General features: G+C 71.8%; 18 protein-coding genes. 10 read left to right on the forward strand and 8 right to left on the reverse strand.

The features are described from left to right. Positions 1 to 45 precede the first annotated feature (45 nt). Positions 46 to 1,266, forward strand: coding sequence for a cytochrome P450 (locus ACZ499_RS14295; RefSeq protein ID WP_468674913.1), 1,221 nt, complete (start codon positions 46 to 48; stop codon positions 1,264 to 1,266). Continuing rightward, positions 1,263 to 2,246: a Gfo/Idh/MocA family protein gene (locus ACZ499_RS14300; RefSeq protein ID WP_468674916.1), complete on the forward strand. Its 984-nt coding sequence runs from the start codon at positions 1,263 to 1,265 to the stop codon at positions 2,244 to 2,246. The genes ACZ499_RS14295 and ACZ499_RS14300 overlap by 4 nt, the downstream gene beginning before the upstream one ends. A gap of 72 nt (positions 2,247 to 2,318) precedes the next feature. Here the strand turns inward: ACZ499_RS14300 and ACZ499_RS14305 are convergent, their stop codons facing one another. Continuing rightward, positions 2,319 to 3,056, reverse strand: coding sequence for a class I SAM-dependent methyltransferase (locus ACZ499_RS14305; protein WP_468674918.1), 738 nt, complete (start codon positions 3,054 to 3,056; stop codon positions 2,319 to 2,321). Between the two features lie 223 nt (positions 3,057 to 3,279). Beyond that, positions 3,280 to 3,717, reverse strand: a complete 438-nt coding sequence (locus ACZ499_RS14310) for an enediyne antibiotic chromoprotein (protein WP_468674920.1) — start codon at positions 3,715 to 3,717, stop codon at positions 3,280 to 3,282. Between the two features lie 279 nt (positions 3,718 to 3,996). On the opposite strand from ACZ499_RS14310, the gene ACZ499_RS14315 reads away from it, so the two are divergent. Beyond that, a complete protein-coding gene (locus ACZ499_RS14315) occupies positions 3,997 to 7,125 on the forward strand; it encodes an AMP-binding protein (RefSeq protein ID WP_468674923.1) in 3,129 nt (1,042 codons plus the stop codon). Next, positions 7,122 to 8,276: a hypothetical protein gene (locus ACZ499_RS14320; RefSeq protein WP_468674925.1), complete on the forward strand. Its 1,155-nt coding sequence runs from the start codon at positions 7,122 to 7,124 to the stop codon at positions 8,274 to 8,276. Before ACZ499_RS14315 ends, ACZ499_RS14320 begins: the two co-directional genes overlap by 4 nt. Before the next feature lie 27 nt (positions 8,277 to 8,303). Here the strand turns inward: ACZ499_RS14320 and ACZ499_RS14325 are convergent, their stop codons facing one another. Then, positions 8,304 to 9,077, reverse strand: a complete 774-nt coding sequence (locus tag ACZ499_RS14325; RefSeq protein ID WP_468674927.1) for an NAD-dependent epimerase/dehydratase family protein — start codon at positions 9,075 to 9,077, stop codon at positions 8,304 to 8,306. A 361-nt stretch (positions 9,078 to 9,438) separates the two neighbouring features. Between ACZ499_RS14325 and ACZ499_RS14330 the strand changes: the two genes are divergently transcribed. From ACZ499_RS14330 to ACZ499_RS14350, 5 genes are all read left to right on the forward strand, one after another. Next, entirely contained in the window at positions 9,439 to 10,254 is an 816-nt protein-coding gene (locus ACZ499_RS14330) for an ABC transporter ATP-binding protein (RefSeq protein ID WP_468674929.1), read from the forward strand. Then, complete coding sequence (locus ACZ499_RS14335) at positions 10,251 to 11,090, forward strand: ABC transporter permease (protein ID WP_468674931.1); 840 nt, start codon at positions 10,251 to 10,253, stop codon at positions 11,088 to 11,090. Before ACZ499_RS14330 ends, ACZ499_RS14335 begins: the two co-directional genes overlap by 4 nt. After that, positions 11,048 to 12,382 carry a sensor histidine kinase gene (locus ACZ499_RS14340; protein ID WP_468674933.1) on the forward strand — a complete coding sequence of 445 codons (1,335 nt, stop codon included), beginning with the start codon at positions 11,048 to 11,050 and terminating at the stop codon, positions 12,380 to 12,382. The genes ACZ499_RS14335 and ACZ499_RS14340 overlap by 43 nt, the downstream gene beginning before the upstream one ends. Positions 12,383 to 12,430: 48 nt before the next feature. Beyond that, a complete protein-coding gene (locus tag ACZ499_RS14345; protein WP_468674935.1) occupies positions 12,431 to 13,075 on the forward strand; it encodes a response regulator in 645 nt (214 codons plus the stop codon). Between the two features lie 184 nt (positions 13,076 to 13,259). Next, the gene (locus ACZ499_RS14350) at positions 13,260 to 14,564 is read left to right on the forward strand and encodes an NDP-hexose 2,3-dehydratase family protein (protein WP_468674937.1); all 1,305 of its coding nucleotides are present in this window, start codon (positions 13,260 to 13,262) and stop codon (positions 14,562 to 14,564) included. 51 nt (positions 14,565 to 14,615) lie between these two features. Here the strand turns inward: ACZ499_RS14350 and rfbB are convergent, their stop codons facing one another. Beyond that, positions 14,616 to 15,593, reverse strand: coding sequence for a dTDP-glucose 4,6-dehydratase (gene rfbB, locus ACZ499_RS14355; RefSeq protein WP_468674938.1), 978 nt, complete (start codon positions 15,591 to 15,593; stop codon positions 14,616 to 14,618). Beyond that, positions 15,590 to 16,657 (reverse strand): glucose-1-phosphate thymidylyltransferase, encoded by a 1,068-nt coding sequence (locus tag ACZ499_RS14360; protein WP_468674940.1) that lies wholly within the window; start codon positions 16,655 to 16,657, stop codon positions 15,590 to 15,592. Before ACZ499_RS14360 ends, rfbB begins: the two co-directional genes overlap by 4 nt. Positions 16,658 to 16,773: 116 nt before the next feature. On the opposite strand from ACZ499_RS14360, the gene ACZ499_RS14365 reads away from it, so the two are divergent. Then, positions 16,774 to 17,064 carry a hypothetical protein gene (locus ACZ499_RS14365; protein ID WP_468674942.1) on the forward strand — a complete coding sequence of 97 codons (291 nt, stop codon included), beginning with the start codon at positions 16,774 to 16,776 and terminating at the stop codon, positions 17,062 to 17,064. Between the two features lie 108 nt (positions 17,065 to 17,172). Here the strand turns inward: ACZ499_RS14365 and ACZ499_RS14370 are convergent, their stop codons facing one another. The 3 genes from ACZ499_RS14370 to ACZ499_RS14380 form a co-directional block, all read right to left on the reverse strand. Then, entirely contained in the window at positions 17,173 to 18,447 is a 1,275-nt protein-coding gene (locus tag ACZ499_RS14370; protein WP_468674944.1) for a glycosyltransferase, read from the reverse strand. Further along, positions 18,444 to 19,082 (reverse strand): tetratricopeptide repeat protein, encoded by a 639-nt coding sequence (locus ACZ499_RS14375; RefSeq protein ID WP_468674946.1) that lies wholly within the window; start codon positions 19,080 to 19,082, stop codon positions 18,444 to 18,446. Before ACZ499_RS14375 ends, ACZ499_RS14370 begins: the two co-directional genes overlap by 4 nt. Positions 19,083 to 19,228: 146 nt before the next feature. Beyond that, on the reverse strand, positions 19,229 to 19,863 hold a 635-nt coding region (locus tag ACZ499_RS14380), incomplete at its 5' end, for a hypothetical protein (protein ID WP_468674947.1).

Genomic DNA, 19,863 nt, shown 5'->3' on the forward strand with positions numbered 1-19,863 from the left:
CCGGCCCTTCGACCGGGCCGCCCGCCCCCAACCTACGGAGTCCCCATGGCCGCAGCCGACCCCGCCCGCACGTTCCCCTTCGCCGTGACCTCGCCCGGCGAGGCACTGGAGATCTACGCACGGCTGCGGGCCGAGGAGCCCGTCGCCCGCGTCCAGCTGCCCGGCGGTCACAGCGGCTGGCTGCTCACCCGCTACGAGGACGTGCGCACCGCCCTGACCGACCCCCGCTTCAGCAAGCAGGCCGCCACCGCGCCCGACGCCCCCCGCCTGCTCCCCATCCACCGCGGGTCCACCTCCCTGGTCACCATGGACCCGCCGGACCACACCCGGCTGCGCCGCCTGGTGTCGGGGGAGTTCACCCAGCGCCGTATGAACCCGCTGCGCCCGCGCGTGAAGGAGATCGCCGACGAGCTCGTCGACGCCATGCTGAGCGCCGAGGACCGTGAGGCCGACGCCCTCACCGCGCTCGCCCTGCCGCTGCCCGTGCGGGTCATCTGCGAGCTGCTCGGCATCCCCGCGCACGAACAGGACCAGTTCCGCCAGTGGAGCGACCGCATCCTGACAGTGGCCGCGGGCAGCCCCGCGGCGGGGGCCGATGCCGCCGCCACGCAGGAGGCGGCCCGCAACCTCATGGGCTACCTGGGCAGGCTCATCGCGGCGAAGCGCGCAGCCCCCGGCGACGACCTGCTGACCCGGCTGCTGCGCGCCCAGGAGGAGGACGACGCCCTCAGCACCGAGGAGCTCCTGACCTTCGCGATGACGCTGCTGGTGGCGGGCTACCACACCACCACCGCCGCGATCTCCCACCTGCTCCTGCACCTGCTGGACGACCCGCGCCGCTACGAGACGCTGCTGGAGAACCCCGAGGCGATCCCGGCGGCGGTCGAAGAAGCCCTGCGCTACAGCCAGGTCGCGTCCGGCTTCGGCTCGCTGCGCATCGCCACCAGCGACGTGACCCTGGGCGAGGTGACCGTGCGCGCCGGGGAAGCCGTGATCCCGCTGATGAACGCCGCCAACCGCGACGCCTCCGTCTTCCCCGACCCCGACCGCATGCACCTGGACCGGGAGCACAACCAGCACCTCGCCTTCGGCGCGGGCATCCACTTCTGCCTCGGCGCGCCGCTCGCGCGCATCGAGCTGCACGTCCTCCTGGAGGCGCTCGTCCGCCGCGGCGTCGCCCTGCGCCTGGCCCACCCGGCCGCAGACCTCACCTGGCACCTGGCCACCGCCTTCCCGCGGCCCGAGCGCCTGGCTGTCCGCTGGTGAGCGGGGACGGCATCAGCTTCGGCGTGCTCGGCTGCGCCGACATCGCGGCACGCCGCACGATCCCCGCCCTGCTGGCCGGCGGGATGCGTCTGGCCGCCGTGGCGAGCCGCACCGGCGAGAAGGCCCGGACCTTCACCGACCGCTTCGGCGGCGTGGCCCTCACCGGATACGAGCGGCTGCTTGAGCGCGACGACATCGACGCGGTCTACATCCCCCTGCCCATCAGCATGCACGAGCGGTGGGCGACGGCGGCGCTGGAGGCCGGCAAGCACGTGCTGGTGGAGAAGGCGGCGACGGCGTGCCCGCGGGCCGCGCGCCGCCTGACCGGCCTCGCCGCCGACCGGGGCCTGCTGCTCATGGAGAACTTCACCTTCCTCCAGCACACCCAGCACACCGTGGTCCAACAGCTCGTCGCGGAAGGCGCGATCGGCCGGCCACGCCTGTTCACCGGAGAGTTCGGCTTCCCCCTCGCCGACCGCTCCACAATCCGCCACCACCCCGAACTCGGCGGCGGCTCCCTGCTCGACGCCGGCTGCTACCCGGTGCGCGCCGCCCAGCTCTTCCTCGGCGAGACGCCCTCGGTCCTCGGCTCGACGCTCACCGTCGACGCCGAGGCCGGCGTGGACGTCGCGGGCACCGCGCTGCTGAGCGACGCCCGCGGCGTGGCGGCCCAGTGCTCCTTCGGCTTCGTGCACGCCTACCGCAACACCTACGCGATCTGGGGCGAGTCCGGGCGCATCTCGCTCAGCTGGGCCTTCACCCCGCCCGCCACGACGCGCCCGGTGCTGCGCATGGAGCGCCAGGACCACGTCGAGGAGCGCGTCCTGCCCGCCGACGACCAGTGGACCAACACCGTCCGCCGCTTCGCCGAGCTGACGGCGAACCCCGCCGAGCACGCCCGCGAGCACGAGCAGCTCGTACGCCAGGCGGTCCTCCTGGACGCCGTCGCCCGCGAGGCGCACACCGTACGTTCGGCGTGACCCTCCCTCGCGCGGGGTACACACATGCGCGGGCCGCCCCGACCGGGGCGGCCCGCGCATGCGGCGTTCGTGCTACGGCTTGACGACGAACGACATGAAGTACCGGTGCACGTCGAGCTCCAGCACCTCGCCGAACACCTCGCGCAGGATCGCCGCGCTCTCCCAGCTCGGCAGGAGCTGCGTGCGGTAGGCGCCGGTGCGCAGCTTGCCGCCGGACAGGCGGATCGCGGCGGCGGTGCCGAAGAAGCCGGCCGTGCGGCCCAGGTGGTTCAGCGTGCCGTACCGCTGGCGCTCGAAGTCGTGGAAGTGGTCGCCGGTCCACAGGTTGCCGACCAGGACGCCGCCGGGGGCCACGAAGGTCTTCATGCGCTCCAGTACCTGGCGCACGTCGCCGAGGTGGTGGATGGCGTCGATGCACATCACCAGGTCCGCGGTGCCGACCTTGTTCTCTGCCCAGAAGTCGCCGTAGACGAGGTTGAGGCCGTCGTGCGTGACGCGCTTGCGGACGATCTCCAGGCCCTGCGCCGAGATGTCCAGCGCGGTGATGGTCCCGGCGGGAGTGTGCTCGGCGGCCAGAGCGGTGAACTCGCCCGTGCCGCAGGCGAACTCCAGGACCTTCTCGGTCTGCGCCCCGTGGTGCTTGAGGTAGCCGGCGATGGTGTCCTTCTGCTCCAGGAAGTGGTCGCGCAGCAGCGGGTGCTGTTCCGCGGCCGCCCGGTCCCAGAACCGGGCCGCCCAGTAACGGCGGCCGTCCGGCGGAACATCCTTGAGCAGTGACTTACCGGTCCTGGCGAGCATCTCGGCGAGCATGGTGGTCCTCGTTCTGCGAAGTGGTGTGGACTCTTTGACACGCCGGGGAGAACCGCGCGGGCCGCGGCCGTACCGCCAACTGTCATCGCGTCCATCCTGAGGACGCCGACTCGAAAATCCTTTGGGATTCGATGAGTGCGGCCGTCGGCACCCTCAAGAAACGCTTCGCCGCCCCGCGGGGGCCGGGGCGGCGAAGCGGGCTTTTCGGACGGGCCGGCCGGGCTCAGGCGAAGGTGAGCACCACACCGGCACCCTGGGAGCCGGGCTTGGAGGCGTCGGTGGCGCCGATGGTGCAGTGGCCCGAGGAGCAGTCGACCTTGGAGGTGGCGCCGCCACCGCTCAGGTCGCTGCCGGTGAACTTCTTGTGCACGGTGAAGGTGACCTTGATGCCGCCCTGGGCGTCAGCGGTCGCCGCGACCAGGCCGGGCTTGTCACAGGCCGTGCCCTGCGGCTTGTCCGCGTCGCACTGCAGCAGCACGATCGTCGAGCCGGGCGTGTAACCGCTGCCCGAGACCGTGACCTTCTGGCCGTCGGACAGCGCCGAGCTCGGGCTGACGGACAGGGAGGGCGCTGCGGACGCCGAGGTGCTCAGGGCCAGGGTCGCGGCGAGCCCGAGGCCGGCCAGAGCGAGACCCTTGCGGGCGGTGTGCTGGAGCTTCATGGGAAGGACTCCTCGTCCTGGGGGAGTGGGTGGGTACGGCACGAGTCTGTCCCGCGGCCCAGGAGCTCCATGAGGTTCCAAAGATCGAATTGCGGCGTCCTTCGACCGGAGGACGCCGTGTCCGTCGACCGGTCCGCCGGTGTCGGCCCCGGGCTGCGAGACCGCGTTTCGAACGGAACTTGAAGCGATCGCACGAACATCGGCTCCAGCGCGGCCGGCCAGGCCGACGCGGTCACCACGGCCCCCACCCGAGGGCGCGCCCCCATCGAGAGGAGCCAGATGCTGACGGGCAACCGCCCCCTTTCGGCGTCCCACGGCCCGCGCGTCGCCTATCCGGACGGCGACCGTGTCGAGCAGATCATCGAGCGCCGCGCCGCCGAGCGGCCCGACGCGGTGGCCCTGCGGACGCACGACACCACCGTCACCTACGGCGAACTCGTCGCCGCCGCACGCACCGTCGCAGCCCGCCTCGGCGCGCTCGGCGCCGGGCCCCATGACGTGGTGGCCGTGCGGACCGCCCCCTCGCCGGGGATGGTGAGCGTGCTGCTCGGCGTCCTGATGACGGGCGCGGCCTACGCGTGTGTCCCCGCGGACTGGCCCCGGCACCGCTGCCACGCGCTGCTGCGCCGCACCGGCGCGGTGCTGTGCCTGACCGACGACCCGGACGCGGCGCCAGGGGGCGTGCCCACGGCGCGCATCGCGGACCTCCTCGCCCCCGGGGCGGCGGACCCCGCACCCACCGGGCCCTTCGACGAGGCGTGCTGCGTGTTCTTCACCTCCGGCACCACCGGCGAACCCAAGGCCGCCCTCGCCCCGCACCGCGGCATCGTGCGCACCGCACTCGACCCCGCCCACGTACTGGCCGGGCCCATGACGACGCTCCAAGTCGCCTCGCCCGCCTGGGACGTCTTCGCGCTGGAGCTGTGGGTGCCGCTGCTGAGAGGCGGCACCTGCGTCATCCACGACGGCGGCCACCTCACCGGTGCCGCCCTACGCGCCCATGTGCGCGGCGGGGTCAACACCCTCGCGCTGCCCGCCACCTTGTTCAACGCGCTGGTCGAGGACGACCCCGGCGCATTCGACGGGCTGGAGCTGCTGCTCACCGGCGGGGCACGCGCCTCCGCGCGGCACATCAGGAGCTGCCGTACGGCGCACCCCGGGCTGCGGGTGGTCAACGACTACGGGCCGGTGGAGAACACCATCAGCAGCGCGGCCTGGACCGCCGACGCGGAGGTACCCGACGAGGTCCCCATCGGCACCCCGGTGGCGAACACCGCCGTCTACCTCCTCGACGAGGAGCACCGCGTCGTCCCCCGAGGCGAAAGGGGGCAGCTCGCGGTCGCCGGTGACGGGCTGAGTCTGGGATACCTCGGCGACGACGCGGAGACCCGGCGGTGCTTCCCCGTGATCGCCCTGCCGGACGGGCCGCGCCGCGTCTACCTCACCGGTGACATCGCCCGCATGGACGAGCACGGACGGCTGCTGTTCCTCGGCCGCCGCGACCGCCAGTTCAAGGTCCGCGGCCTGCGCATCGAGGCCGAGGAGATCGAGCGGCTGATCGAGTCCGTGCCCGGCGTCACCCGTGCGTGCGCGCTCGCCCTCCCCCTGGACGCACCCGCCAAGACGCAGCTCGCCGCGTTCTACTCCTGTGCGTCCGCGACCGTGCCCGCCGACACCGTGCGCGGCTCGCTCGGCGCCCGCCTGCCCGCGGCGTTCGTGCCGGACCTGCTCATCCCCCTGGCCGAGCTCCCGCTGTCCACGAACGGCAAGGTCGACCAGAAGGCGCTGGCGGCGCTCGCCGAGAACGGCCAGGCCTCCCCGCAGAGCACTGAGTTCGGCGGCCGGGGCGCCGTTGCCCGCCTCGTCCTGGACACCCTGGCCGAACTGCTCGGGCGCCCCGTCGCGCCGCATGAGGACATCTTCCACCAGGGCGCGACGTCCCTGACCGCCATCCGTCTGGCCACCCGGCTCGGCTCGCGCCTGGCCCGCCGTGTCGAGGCGTCCGACGTGCTCACGGCCCGTACTCCGCAGGACATCGCCGACCTGCTCGACGCGGCCCCGCCCGCCGGCGCCCCGGCAGCGCCCCGCGGCGATGAGCAGGCGCACCGGCCGGCGCGCGTCCCCCTGGTGCAGGGGGGTTTCTGGGCCGCGTCCCGTGACGCGGTCCACCTTGACGAGGACGTCATCGCGATGGTGTACCGCCTGCCGGGCGGCGTCGACACAGCCCTGCTCGCCGCCGCGCTCGACGCGGTCGTCGCCCGCCACGAGGTGCTGCGCGCCCGCTTCCGCGACGGGCCGCGCCTGCCCGAGGTGAGCATCCTGCCCGCCGCCCAAGTCGGCGCGGTGCTGGCCACGCAGGCCCCGGCGACGACCCCGCAGGAGGCGCGGGAGGCCGTCCGCGCGTGGGCGCTGCGGCCCTTCGACCTCACCGCGGACCTCCCCGTGCGCGCGGCCCTCCTCCCGGTCGCGGACGGCACGCGCCTGCTCGGCGTCGCGGTCCACCACATCGCGTTCGACGGCTGGTCCTGCGGGCTGTTCCTGCGCGACCTGGAGCGGGCCTACGCCGCGCTCGCCGCGGGCGCGCCCGCCTTCACCGACACCCCGCCGTCGTACTACCGCGCCTCCGCCGACCAGTGGGACCGCTACCGCGCGGGCTACGGGGAGGCGGTGTGGTCCTGGATGAACCGCGCCCGCGGGGCGCGCGAGCTGCGCTTCCCGCTCGGCGAGCGGCGCCCCTGGAGCGGGCCCGCGGCCGAGATCCCGCTGGAGATCCCCGAGGAGCTGCGCCGGCGCGCCGACCGGGCGGCGGCCGCCGCGGGCGTCACGGGCATGGCGGTCTTCCACGCCGCGTACGTGCGGCTGCTGCGCTCGTACACCGGCGCGGTGGACCCCGTGGTAGCGGTGCCGTCCACGGGCCGCTTCACCGAGGAGACCGCCGCCGTGGTCGGCTGCTTCGCCAGCATGCTGCCGCTGCGCGCCCCTGCGGAGGCGTCCACCGCCCACGAACTCGTCCTGAGCGCCGCCGCGCAGCTGCGCGAGGCGATGCGTCCGCCGCTCGTACCGCTTGAGGCGATCATGCCCGAGCTGCCCGAGGGCTGCCACCGGCACCCCCTGCTCCAGGCACACCTCCTGCAGGTCGAACTGCCGCCCGCGCGGCTCGCCCTGGGCGAGGAGCGCGCCGAGTACCTGCACCTGGCGCAGACGCGGGCGCTGCCGGAACTCACCGTCGAACTGTGGCAGCCCCCCGCGCACGGCGGGATCCTCCGCTACCGCGAGGACGCGGTCCCCGCGGCGGACGCGGCCGCGCTGGCCGCGCGCCTGCCCGGGGAGGTCCGGCGGATCTGCCGCGAACTACGGCTCCACGAACCCCAGTTGACCAGCAACACCCAATCAGAGGAGGAGCGGTGACGGTTTCGCCGACCGCCGACATACAGGAGCTCATCGCCGCCGCCGGGGACACCGCCCGGTCGCTGCGCAGGGCCGTCGACGCCGTGGGGCCGGCCCGCGCCGCCGAGCTCGCCGTCGAAGAGCTCCGCACGCGCATGGACACGCCGGCCAACCCCCACGAGATCCGCATCGGCCTGCGCATCGACCACGACGGGTACGACACGGCCACCGACCGCACCCTGGTCCTCGTGGCGGGCCGGGCCGTCCGCGTGGAGGAGGGCCTGCACGCGGACTGCGCGGTACGCATCGTCTACCGGCTCAAGGACCTGGTGCGCGAGCTGTGGGGGCCCGATCTGGCCCGTACCGCCGGAACCCGGCGCATCGAGCTCGCCACCGCGCACGACACGCGGTTCCCGCCCCGCGAGCTCCAGCCCTCGATCGCCGCCGCCACCTCCCTGGTGATCGAGGCCCTGTCGCCGCGCACCCCGGACCTGGGCGCGCTCGCGCTGCGCTACGGCTCCGACAAGTGGGGCCAGACGCACTGGTTCACCCCGCACTACGAGCGGCACTTCGCCCCGCTGCGCAACGCCCCCGTGCGCGTGCTGGAGATCGGCGTCGGCGGCTACGCGGACGCGGCGTCCGGCGGCGGCTCGCTGAAGATGTGGCGGCGCTACTTCCACCGCGGCACCGTTTTCGGCCTCGACTACTTCGACAAGTCCGCGCTGAACGGGCCGCGCCTGCAGATCCTGCGCGGCGACCAGAACGACCCCGCCGGTCTGGACGCCCTGGCCCGGGAGCACGGCCCCTTCGACATCATCATCGACGACGGCAGTCACATCAACGAACATGTGCGCACGTCGTTCACGGCGCTGTTCCCGCATCTGCGGCCGGGCGGCTTCTACGTCATCGAGGACCTGTGGACCTCGTACCTGCCCGGCTACGGCGGCGACGACCAGGACCTGAACGCGCCGCACACCATGACCGGGCTGCTGAAGTCCCTCATCGACGACCTGCACCACGAGGAGCGCGAGCGCGAACCGGGCCGCGCCCCCACGCAGACCGAGGCGTTCCTGACCGGCATGCACGTCTACCACAACATCGCGTTCCTGGAGAAGGGCGTCAACGCCGAGGGCGGCATCCCGCGGTGGATGCCGCGCGCGCCGCACTGGTGAGGCGCGCCGCGCGGGGCCGGGCGGCGGTCAGACGGCGAGGGGAGCGGCGACGGGAGCGGCGAGGTACCGGCCGACGACGCTCTCGAAATACCGCGGGCCCAGCCCGAAACGCTGCTCGATGCCCGGCACCAGGCGCGACAGCTTGGCGATCGACACCGGTGCGGCCGAACCCCGGCCCGCCGGTGCCACCGTCTCCCGCTCGGCCCGCACCCCCAGCCGCTCCTCGATGCACGCGATGACCTGCTCCACGGGAACCGAGAAGCCGGAGGCGAGATTGACGACCTCGTTGCCGACCCCCGCCTCCAGCAGGCTGTCCATGGCCGCACGGGCGTGGGCGACGTCGAGCAGGTCGCGGTGCGCCCCGCGGTGCACCCGCACGCGGCCCGAGCGGACCTGGGCGACCAGGGACGGCAGCAGCTGATGCGGCCGCTGCGAGCCGCCCACCAGGTTCGTCATCCGGCAGATCAGGAAGTCCACGCCGGAGCGGGCCACGGCCACCTCCATCGCCAGCTTGTGCCGGCCGTAGGGCAGCGAGGGGAAGACCGGGCCGTCCTCCTCCATGGCCGTGCCGTCGGACGGGCCGTACATGGCGGCCGAGGCGGTGGACAGGTACACAAGCCGCCGTCCGCCGCGCCGGCACGCGCGGATGGTGTCGTACAGCTGCGCGGCGTCGCGGTCGAAGTCGGCCGACGAGGTCGCGGTCGTGGACGCGACTCCGGTGGCGTACACCACCGCGTCCGGGTGCCGGTGTGCGATGGCGCGAAAGTTCTGGGCGACGAAACCCCGGCCGATGATCTCCACGATCCGCTCCTTACTGTCTCAGCCCGACGAGCCAGGGTGCTGCGGGCGCGGACGTCGCCCCCGGGCACCGAGGCGGCCCTGCGGCCGCCCGCGACGCCGCGCGGCCCATCCGGGGATGGCGTCGCCGCGCGGCATGCGCTGAGCCGCATGCTTGTCGGCCGCGCTCGAAGCCGTGTCCAAGCCGGTTGGGACGCGCGGCGGCGGCGGGGCCGCGCGGCGGGCCGTCCGCCTGCCGGGAGGCGCGCCCCGGGTCCATCGATCGAAGGACGCGGACGCTCCTTCGTCAGCACGCTGTGCCGCAAGGAAACGAGAACTAGGGTCCATTGACGTGTTGACAGACCGAGTGATTCACGCACGCGACGTGCGCAAGAGCTATGACGAGCGGCTGGTCCTCGATGTGGGCGAGCTCAGCGTGGACAAGGGCGAGGTCTTCGCGCTGCTCGGTCCCAACGGCGCGGGCAAGACCACGTTCACGGAGATCCTCGAAGGGCTGCGCGAGCACGACAGCGGCGAGGTCGCCGTGCTCGGCGAGGACCCGCGCACCGCCGGCGCCGCCTGGCGCACCCGGGTGGGTGTGGTGCTGCAGGACTCGCAGGACTACGCGCAGTTGACCGTCCGCGAGATACTCACGCACTTCGCCTCCCTGTACGCGGACGCCCGCGACGTGGAGGAGCTGATGGCCGCGGTCGGCCTGCACGAGCAGCACAGCAGGCTCGCGCGCCGGCTCTCCGGCGGCCAGCGCCGCCGCCTGGACGTGGCACTGGGCCTCGTCGGCCGTCCCGAGCTGCTGTTCCTGGACGAGCCCACCACCGGCTTCGACCCCGAAGTGCGCCGCCAGTTCTGGGAGTTGATCGCGGACCTGCGCCGCGAGGGCACCACCGTCGTGCTCACCACCCACTACCTGGAGGAGGCCGAGCACCTCGCCGACCGGGTGGCGGTCGTCTCCGCCGGACGGATCGTCGACGTGGACACCCCGCAGCGCCTGGGCGGGCGGCACCTGGCCAAGGCCGTCGTCGGCTGGAGCGACGAGGAGGGTCCGCACCGGATGGAGACCGAGGACCCCACCGCCGCCGTGCTCCACCTCGCCGGCCGCTACGGCGGCAGCGTCCCCCACCTCACGGTGGCGCGCCCCACCCTGGAAGACATCTACCTGCACATGATCGGAGAGAACGCGTGAGCGCGGGAACGGCCCCCCAACGCACCCTCACCCCGCGCCCGGCACTGCCGCTGTGGAAGGTCGCGGCGGCGCGCAGCGCCCTGGAGATCAAGCAGTTCTTCCGCGAGAAAGGGCAAGTGATCTTCACGTTCGCGATGCCCCTCCTCATGCTGGTGCTGCTCGCGTCGATCTTCAAGCAGCGCATCGGCGACAGCGGGGTGGACGCCCAGCAGATCTACGTCACCGGCATGCTCGGCGTCGGCATCATGTCGACCAGCTTCCAGAGCATGGTCCTCCAGGTCATCGGCGAGCGGGCCAACGGCACCCTCAAGCGCCTGCGCACCACGCCCATGCCCAAGAGCGCCTACTTCACCGGGAAGGTCGCCGCCGTACTGGTCTCCAGCATCGGGCAGGCCATCGTCCTGCTGGGCCTGGGCACCGTGTTCTTCGGCCTGGAACTGCCCACCGACCCCGGCCGCTGGGCCACCTTCGCCTGGGTCTTCCTGCTGGGCATCGTCAGCTGCACCCTGCTCGGCCTCGCCTACAGCAGCTACGTGCCGCCGCAGAGCGCCGGTGCCATGGTCTTCCTGCCCGTGATAGTGCTGCAGTTCGTCTCCGGCGTGTTCGTCCCCTTCAACGACCTGCCGCACCCGCTGCGGATCGTCGCCTCCTTCTTCCCCATGAAATGGATCTGCCAGGGCATGCGGTCGGTGTTCCTGCCGGATGCCTTCCAGCCGTACGAGCCCGGTCACAGCTGGGGTCACGGACAGACCGCGTTGGCGCTGACCGCCTTCGCCGTAGTGGGATTGGCCGTATGTCTGAAGACGTTCCGCTGGAAGGGCCGCAACGACGGCTGAGCGCTCCCGCCACCGCGCAGTGCGCGGCCGACGGGTCCGGCGCCCCCACCGCGCGCGACGGGTCCGGCGCCCCCACCGCGCCCCCGCCCGGCACACCCCCGCCCGCCGTCGCCCGCGCTCCCGAGGAGGACAGCGGCCAGGGGTGGCTGCTGCGCATCCTGCTGGGCTGGCACGCCTCCTTCGCCCTGATGGGCATCGTCCTGGAGGTGCTGCTGTGGGCCGACCGCGCGCCCCTCTACGCCCACCTCGTGCTGTACGGGCTCGCCGCCTCCTACATAGTCCTGGGCGCCCCCGCGCTGTCGGGCGCGAGGACCCCGCGGGCCGGCCGGCTCTTCCTCGCGAGCGCCTACGCGGGAACCGTGCTGCTCACCGCCGTCGACGACCGCACCTCCATCGCCCTCTACCTGGTCCTGCCCACCACCTTCTCGCTGCTCCCGCCGATCGGCCTGGCCGTCGCCTGCTGCGCGGCCCTGACGCTCCTGAGCGACCTGCTCTATCTGCGCCACCACGACTTCCGTGCCGAGGCGGTCGGCGAGGCCGCCCTGCAGTCCGCCACCACCTGGCTGTTCGCCCTGCTCGTGGGATTCTTCGTCACCCAGCTGCTGACCGAGAACCGCCGCCGCGGCGAACTGATCAGAGAGCTGGAGGAGAGCCGGGCGCTGCTCACCTCCGCGTACCACGAGGCGGGGGTGATGGCCGAACGCCACCGCCTCGCCCAGGAGATCCACGACACCGTCGGGCAGGGCCTCACCAGCACCCTCATGCTCATCCGTGCCGCCGACGCCGCCGCGTTCACCGACCCCGGGCGGGTGCGCGAGCGCCTCGGTCTCGCCCAGCAGACCGTCAGCGAGAACCTCGCCGAGGTCCGCGCGGTGGTCACCGCCACCGGACCGCTGCACCTGCGCAGCGCCCCGCTGGACACCGCGATCGAGAACATCACCGCGCGCCTGGGCGAGGAGCTCGGCATCCGTGCCGAAGCCCACATCGCCGGAACACCGCTGCCACTCGACGCCTCCGTCCAGGTCGTCCTGCTGCGGTGCGCCCAGGAGGCCCTCGCCAACGTACGCAAGCACGCCGCGGCCGACGGTGTGCGCGTCCGGCTGAGCTACCATCCGAAATCGGTCCTGCTGGAGATAGCCGACGACGGCAGGGGCTTCGACGCCGTGCAGGCGCGGGGCTTCGGTCTGCGGGGGATGCGCTCGCGCGCGGAGCAGGTCAACGGGTCGGTGACCGTGGACAGCCGCCCGGGAGAAGGGACCCGCGTCACCGTCGAGGTGGCGTGGGAGCGCTGACGCGCCGACGGCGCGGCGGGGAACACGAATCGAGGGGGGCACGGGGCCGTGAACATCCGAGTGCTGATCGCCGACGATCACCCGGTGGTACGGGCCGGACTGGTCGGACTGCTGGCGTGCGAGAGCGGCCTGGAGGTCGTCGGTGAGGCGGACAGCGGCACCGCGGCCGTGCGCCTCGCCGCCGAACTGCGGCCCGACGTCGTCCTGATGGACCTGCGCATGCCCGAACTCGACGGCGTCGCCGCCACCGCGCGGCTCGCCGCCGAGTGCCCCGACGTACGGGTGCTGATCCTGACCACGTACGACACGGACTCCAACATCGTGCGCGCCGTGGAGGCCGGAGCCGCCGGCTACCTCCTCAAGGACGCCACGCCCGACGCCCTGGCCGCGGCCATCCGCGCCACCGCCGAGGGCGAGACGGTCCTGCCGCCGCTCATCGCCGCGAAGCTCGTCCACCACATGCGGGCACCCGTCCAGGAGACACCGACCGCCCGCGAACTCGACGTCCTGCGCCTGGTGGCGCGCGGCCTGACCAACGCCGCCATCGGCCGGCAGCTGAACATCAGCGAGACCACCGTCAAGACCCACCTGGTGCGCGTGTTCGCCAAGCTGGACGTCGACGACCGGACCGCGGCGGTCACCGTCGCCATGCAGCGCCGCCTGCTCACCGACGTCTTCGAGGCCCGTGGTTAGAGGGTGTCCGCGTCGCAGTGGATCGGTTCCCCGCCGCACTTCGAACCGCACCGCGCAGGCTGGGCCTCCCATCACGATGATGAGAGGTGCAGCAACAGTGGTTCTCCCTCCCGCGGTGCACCAACCGCACACCAGTCAGGGGACGGCAGAGCGCTGCCAGGAATCGGCCCGCACCCTGGCCACCTTGAGCACCGGCGGCCTGCCGGAGATACACCAGTGGCTCAGGGACCGGGCCCGCGCCAACGAATTCACCACCACCCCGGTGCCCTTCGCCCAGCTCGACGGCTGGAGCTTCGCCGAGGACACCGGTGACCTGGTGCACCGCAGCGGCGGCTTCTTCCGCATCCGGGGCCTGCGGGTGTCCGGTGCCGAAGGGGCGGTGCCCCAGTGGTCCCAGCCGATCATCGACCAGCCCGAGATCGGCGTCCTCGGGATGCTCGCCAAGAGGATCGACGGCGTGCTGTGCCTGCTGGTGCAGGCCAAGATGGAGCCCGGCAACATCAACATGCTGCAGCTGTCGCCCACGGTCCAGGCCACCCGCAGCAACTTCCTGCGCCTGCACGGCGGCGCCTCCACCCGCTACCTGGAGTTCTTCACCGAGCCCGGCCGCGGCCGGGTGCTCGCCGACGTCCTGCACTCGGAGCAGGGCGGCAGCTTCTACCGCAAGCGCAACCGCAACGTCATCGTCGAGACCGACGAGGACGTGGAGGTCCACGACGACTACCGGTGGCTGACGGTCGGCCAGCTCCACGCGCTGCTGCGCGAGGACAACATGGTCAACATGGATGCCCGCACCGTGCTGTCGTGCCTGCCCCCGACCGGGCCGGCGGCCGCCCGCGACGACACGGCGCCGTACGAGACCGCCGAGATCCAGAGCTGGCTCAACAACGCCAAGAGCCGCTCCTCGCTCACCTCCCGGCTCATCCCGCTCGCCTCGGTGGACCGGTGGCGGCGTACCGAGGCAGCCATCGGACATGAGGAGAACCGGTACTTCCGGGTGATCGGAACGGCCGTGCGCGCCACCAACCGGGAGGTCGGCTCCTGGGGCCAGCCGCTGATCGCACCGCAGGACCGGGGCGTGGTCGCCTTCCTCGTCTCCCGCGTGCGCGGCACCGTCGAGGTCCTCGTCCAGGCGCGCGCCGAGGGCGGCACCGCGGACGTCGTCGAGCTGGGACCGACCGTCCAGTGCGTACCGGCCAACTTCCAGGGCCGCCCCGCCCACCAGCAGCCCCGCTACCTGGACCTGGTCCGCGACGCGGCGCCCGAGGACATCCTCTACGACACACTGCTCTCCGAGGAGGGGGGCCGGTTCTACCAGGCGGAGAACCGCTACCTCGCCGTCGAGGTGGACGAGCACCAGCGGTCGGCCGCCCCGCCGCCGGGATTCCGCTGGACCGCCCTGCGCCAGCTGCACACCCTCGTCCGGCACAGCGGCTACCTCAACGTGGAGGCCCGCAGCCTCCTGGCGTGCCTGCAGCACGCGGTCTAGGCGGGCGCGCCCGGCGCCGGCGGGAGCCGCCCCGCCGGGCGCGCCGCCGGCTCAGCCCGCGCGGCGCAGCAGCGGCTCCCACCAGGACCGGTTCTCCCGGTACCAGGCCACCGTCTCGGCCAGGCCCCGCGTGAAGTCGAAGCGCGGCTCGTAGCCCAGCTCGCGCCGGGCCTTGCCCCAGTCGACCGAATAGCGCCGGTCGTGGCCCTTGCGGTCGGCGACGTACTCGATCCGGTCCGGCCCCGCTCCGCACGCGTCGAGCAGCAGCCCGGTCAGCTCACGGTTCGTCAGCTCCGTGCCGCCGCCGATGTTGTACACCTCGCCCGCCCGCCCGTGCTCCAGGGCGAGCAGGACGCCCCGGCAGTGGTCGTCGACGTGCAGCCAGTCGCGCACGCTCAGCCCGTCCCCGTACAGCGGGACCTTCCGCCCGCGCAGGAGGTTGGTCACGAACAGCGGAACGATCTTCTCGGGGAACTGGTACGGGCCGTAGTTGTTCGAGCAGCGCGTCACCCGCACGTCCAGGCCGTGCGTGCGGTGGAACGCCAGCGCGACCAGGTCACTGGCCGCCTTCGACGCCGCGTACGGGGAGTTGGGCGCCAGCGGATGCTCCTCCGGCCAGGAACCCGACGGAATCGACCCGTACACCTCGTCCGTCGACACATGCAGCACCCGTCCCACCCCGCCGCGCAGCGCCGCGTCCAGAACGGTCTGGGTGCCCAGGACGTTGGTGAGCACGAAGTCGCGCCCCCCGTCGATGGAGCGGTCCACATGCGACTCCGCCGCGAAATGCACCACCGCGTCCTGCCCCGCGGCGAGCCGCTCCATCGCCGCCGCGTCCGTCACGTCCGCGCGTGCGAAGCGCAGGCCCGCGAGGCCGCGGACCGGGGCGAGGTTCTCCAGGTTGCCCGCGTACGAAAGGCTGTCCACCGCGGTGACGAGGTGCTGCTCATCGGTGCGCCGCGGATCGAGCAGCATGCGCACGAAGTGGGACCCGATGAATCCGGCCGCACCGGTGACCATGATCTTCATGCGCTGATCCGGGCCGTGCTGTGGTCGCCGAGGACCAGCCGGTGCGCCTGGGGCGCCCTCGGCACCGCGGTCACCTGCGCGTTGCGGCCGATGAGCGACGCCTCGACGCCGTGCACCCCCTCGATACGGGAGTCATTCAGGACGATCGAGTACTCGATGCCGCTGTCGATGATCTGGCAGTCGTCCGCCACCGACGTGAACGGCCCGATCGTCGAACCGTGGATGCGGGCGCCGCTGCCGATGACGACCGGGCCGATGATCCGCGAGTTGCGGATCTCCGTGTTCGGCCCGACCGAGACCCGGCCGACGATCTCGCTGTCCGCGTCCACACTGCCCTCGCGTCGCGCGCGCAGCCGCTCCAGGACGATCCGGTTCACCTCCAGCAGGTCATCCACCGTGCCCGTGTCCTTCCAGTAGCCGTCGATGAGCATGGAACGTACATCGAAGTCCCGCTCGATCAGCCACTGGATCGCATCGGTGATCTCCAGCTCGCCGCGCCGCGACGGGGTGATGGCGGCCACGGCGGTGTGGATCGCGGACGTGAACAGATAGATGCCGACCAGCGCCAGATCGCTCTTGGGCGCGAGGGGCTTCTCCTCCAGCCGCACGACCTTGCCCGCGCCGTCCACCTCCGCCACGCCGAACGACGACGGGTCGGTCACCTTGGTCAGCAGGATCTGGGCGTCGGGCCGCGTCATGGAGAACTCCTCGACGATCGGCGTGATCCCGTCGATGAGGAAGTTGTCCCCGAGGAACATCACGAAGTCGTCGTCGCCGAGCCACTCCCGGGCCGTCAGCACCGCGTGCGCCAGCCCGAGCGGACGCTCCTGCCGCAGATACGTCACCGAGATCCCGAACGCCGACCCGTCCCCGATGGCCGCCCGCACCTCCGGGTCCGTGTCCCCGGTGATGACGCCCACCTCGGTGATGCCCGCCGCCGCGATCGACTCCAGCCCGTAGAACAGCACGGGCTTGTTGGCGACGGGTACCAACTGCTTGGCCGACGTGTGCGTGATGGGACGCAACCGGGTCCCGGCGCCCCCAGACAGGACAAGTGCCTTCACGGATACTCCTAGAGCAAAAGGGATCGGTGCGCGGCAGCGCCGACGCCCGTCCCGCACCCGGGCCCGGTCGGCGCTGCCGCGCCCCCCGATGCTCTCCTGCGTGCTTCGAGTCCTTCTTGAGAAAGGTTTGGGATCTCGTCTCCGGCGAGCTGAGCAACCAGCGCCGCGGCGACTGCCGCCAGAGCTGGTTGCTCGGCCCCCAGGCTCGCAACGCCAAGGCGGTCATCGAAAACCGAGCCTCGCCGGACGGCTCGGTCACCCGGATCCTCACGACCGAGGGCGCGGACCTGACCGGCGTGGCAGAGACCGGCCCGGGCGGCACGACGCTCCGGCCGGCCGGCGCCGACGGCGTCCACGCAGTCTCCGCGGCCGGGCGGGCCTGGCGGCGCCCCGGCCGGTGGCGGTGAGGCCTGAAGGTGGGGCAGCGGGACACAGTTCCGCCCCAGGTTGGTTCACTCGGCAGGTATGGGCGGATCGCGAGGTCGCCTTGTCCACGGTGACCCTCGCTCAGGGCATCACACCAGCAGGGGGCCACCGCACCGTTCGGCGCCGTCCTTCACCGCGATCAAGTTGGCCTGCACATAGGAGATGTGGTTTCTGGAGTGCCAGTCAGTCGGGTAGTAGGTGACCAGCCGTGAACTCTGGAACCTTGCCTGGATCTCCGGTACGAAGGCGCGGTATTGGTTGTCGGTGTAGTACCAGAACGAGTTCTCGTTGTAGTAGGCGACGTGCGTCGGGTCCTGGTACGCTCCCCGGCCGTCGGAGCTGGGAGTCTGGCTGAGGAGCATGCCTCCCGGTGCCAGTAGGCGGTACAGCTCGTTGATCAGGGGAATCTTCGCGGGCACATGCTCCAGGAAGTCCACCGCCCGGAGCAGGCCGACCGAGTTGTCAGGGAGGTCCAGGGGCTCGGGCAGCGTCGCAACGATGTCGACGCCGTCCCTTGGGCGTTGGTCCACTCCCAGGTAGCCGAGCGGCTTGCGGTGCGCGGCGCCGAGGTCCAGCGCAAGCAGCCCGCGCCGCCTGGTCCAGGCGAGCGTGCTGGCCTCGATGTATTTGTCGTACAGGGCTACGGTCTCGCGCTGGATGTGTGCGTTGACCTCGGTGTCGCGCTGGGTGTTGTCGGGATGCATCCGCTGGAGGTACAGGCAGCGAGGGATCCGGTGGAAGTCGCCGGCCTGGAAGAGACGGCACATCAAGTCCTGGTCGTCCAGCACCGTTCGCGTGGCGTCGTACCCGCCGACCTGCTCATAGATGTTCTTGCGGAACGCCCGCACGTGGTTGGGGGCGTACCAGATGTACGACACGTTGTGCGGCGTCGGTGCCATGGCGATGGCCTGCAACAGCCGGCGACCGTCGACGTCCACCTCCTCGTACTGCCAGCCGTGTGCCTCGTTGAAGCGCGTGTCGTCCCGGTTCCCGTCCTCGGTGATCTGAGCGGTATGGCTGTAGGCGAAGACGATGTCGGGATGCTCGTCGAAGGCCTTCGCCAGTTCCGCCAGGCAGTCCGTTGCCAGCAGGTCGTCGTGGTCGAGCTCGACGAGGATCTCCCCGCGTGCCAACTCGCAGGCGCGGCGCTTGGCAGCTCCGACCCCCCGGACACCGTCCGCGACCTCCAGCCGGACACGGTCGTCGGGGTGTTCCGGTCGCCATCGCGCGCCGTTGTTGAGAAGGACGATCCACTCCCAATCGGAGCGGGTCTGCGCTTGCAGGGTGGTGAGGCATTCGTCCAGGAAACGCGGTCGGTGGCTGGGGGTGAAGACAGAGAACTTCGGGGTGGGGGAAGAAGTCATCTCTTGGTTCCTGCCTGAGTGGCTGTCGGTGCTGCGCTCGCGGAATCCCGGAACTGTTCCGGGACGAGCTGTTGGAGGGACGGGTCGGCGCGGACGGCGAGGCCGAATGCGTCCTCGGCCTCGCCGTCACGGCCCGCCTTCCCCAGGGCCTGTCCGAGGTGCAGATAGGCCGTGGCGGCCTTGGGGTTGGCGCCCACGATCCGGTGCAGGATCACGATCGCCTGATCGGTGTCGCTCGACTCGATCAGGATCGCCTTGTTGTAAAGGGCCGATTCGAAATTCCGATCGATCTTGAGGGCGTTGTCGTAAGCCGCGCGCGCGTCGGCCGTCCTGTTGTCGTGCTGGGCGATGACGCCGAGGTTGTACCAAGCGAATTTGTTGGCGCGGTTCAGGTCCAGGACCTGTCGGAATCTACGCGTCGCCCCGGAGAAGTCCTTGTTCTCGCCCTGCTTGATACCTGCTTGGAGCAGTCCCTCCGCCTCCGAGACGAGCTGGGCCGCAGGTGCTGCGGGCCTGGACCCGGTCGAAGGTGTGATCTTGGGGTCCCCTGTGAGCAGTTGGACCCAACCGGTGAACACATTGGCGACCACGACTGTTGCGGCGAGCCCGGTCCACAGGACGATCCGCGTTTTCACCGGGGTCTACCTCGCCGATCTGGTAACGCGACTGAGGCGGCAGGGGCAAGCACCGTTGGCTGTGCGGACGATGCTCGCGGTGGCCGTCGCCCGGTGCGGCCGGTGACCGCAGCCCGGCCGAGCATGAGGCGTCACGGCCCGGGGGTTCACGGCGCGCATACGGCGTAGACGGTGACTGAGCCCACGCCGTTGGAGACGGCCTGCCAGCCAGTAGCCGGGGGACCCCCGACAGGACGGCTGTTGAGCATCTGGAGGCCGAGTACCGACGTGGTCTGGTAGCCGCCGCCGATGGCGAATGTACCGCCGGAACAAAAGACAGTGGCTTGGCCTGTGCCGCTGCTGGTGACGACCGTGCTCTGCGCCCCGGGGCTCGCGCCCTGGAACCCCTGGTTGCCTTGGAACCCCTGGAACCCCTGTGTGCCCTGGGTGCCTTGGAACCCTTGTGTGCCCTGGTTGCCTTGGAACCCTTGCGTGCCTTGGGCGCCGGTGGTGCCTTGGTTGCCCTGGAACCCCTGTGTGCCTTGAGCCCCGGCGGTGCCCTGAGTGCCCTGGAACCCTTGCGTGCCCTGAGCGCCGGTGGTGCCTTGGTTGCCTTGGTTGCCCTGGAACCCCTGTGTGCCCTGGGCGCCTGTGTCGCCCTGGGTGCCTTGGGCGCCGGTGGTGCCTTGGAACCCTTGCGTGCCTTGAGCACCCGTGGTGCCTTGGTTGCCTTGGAACCCTTGTGTGCCTTGAGCCCCGGCGGTGCCCTGAGTGCCCTGGAACCCTTGCGTGCCCTGAGCGC

The organism is Streptomyces sp. NPDC031265 (assembly GCF_055570295.1).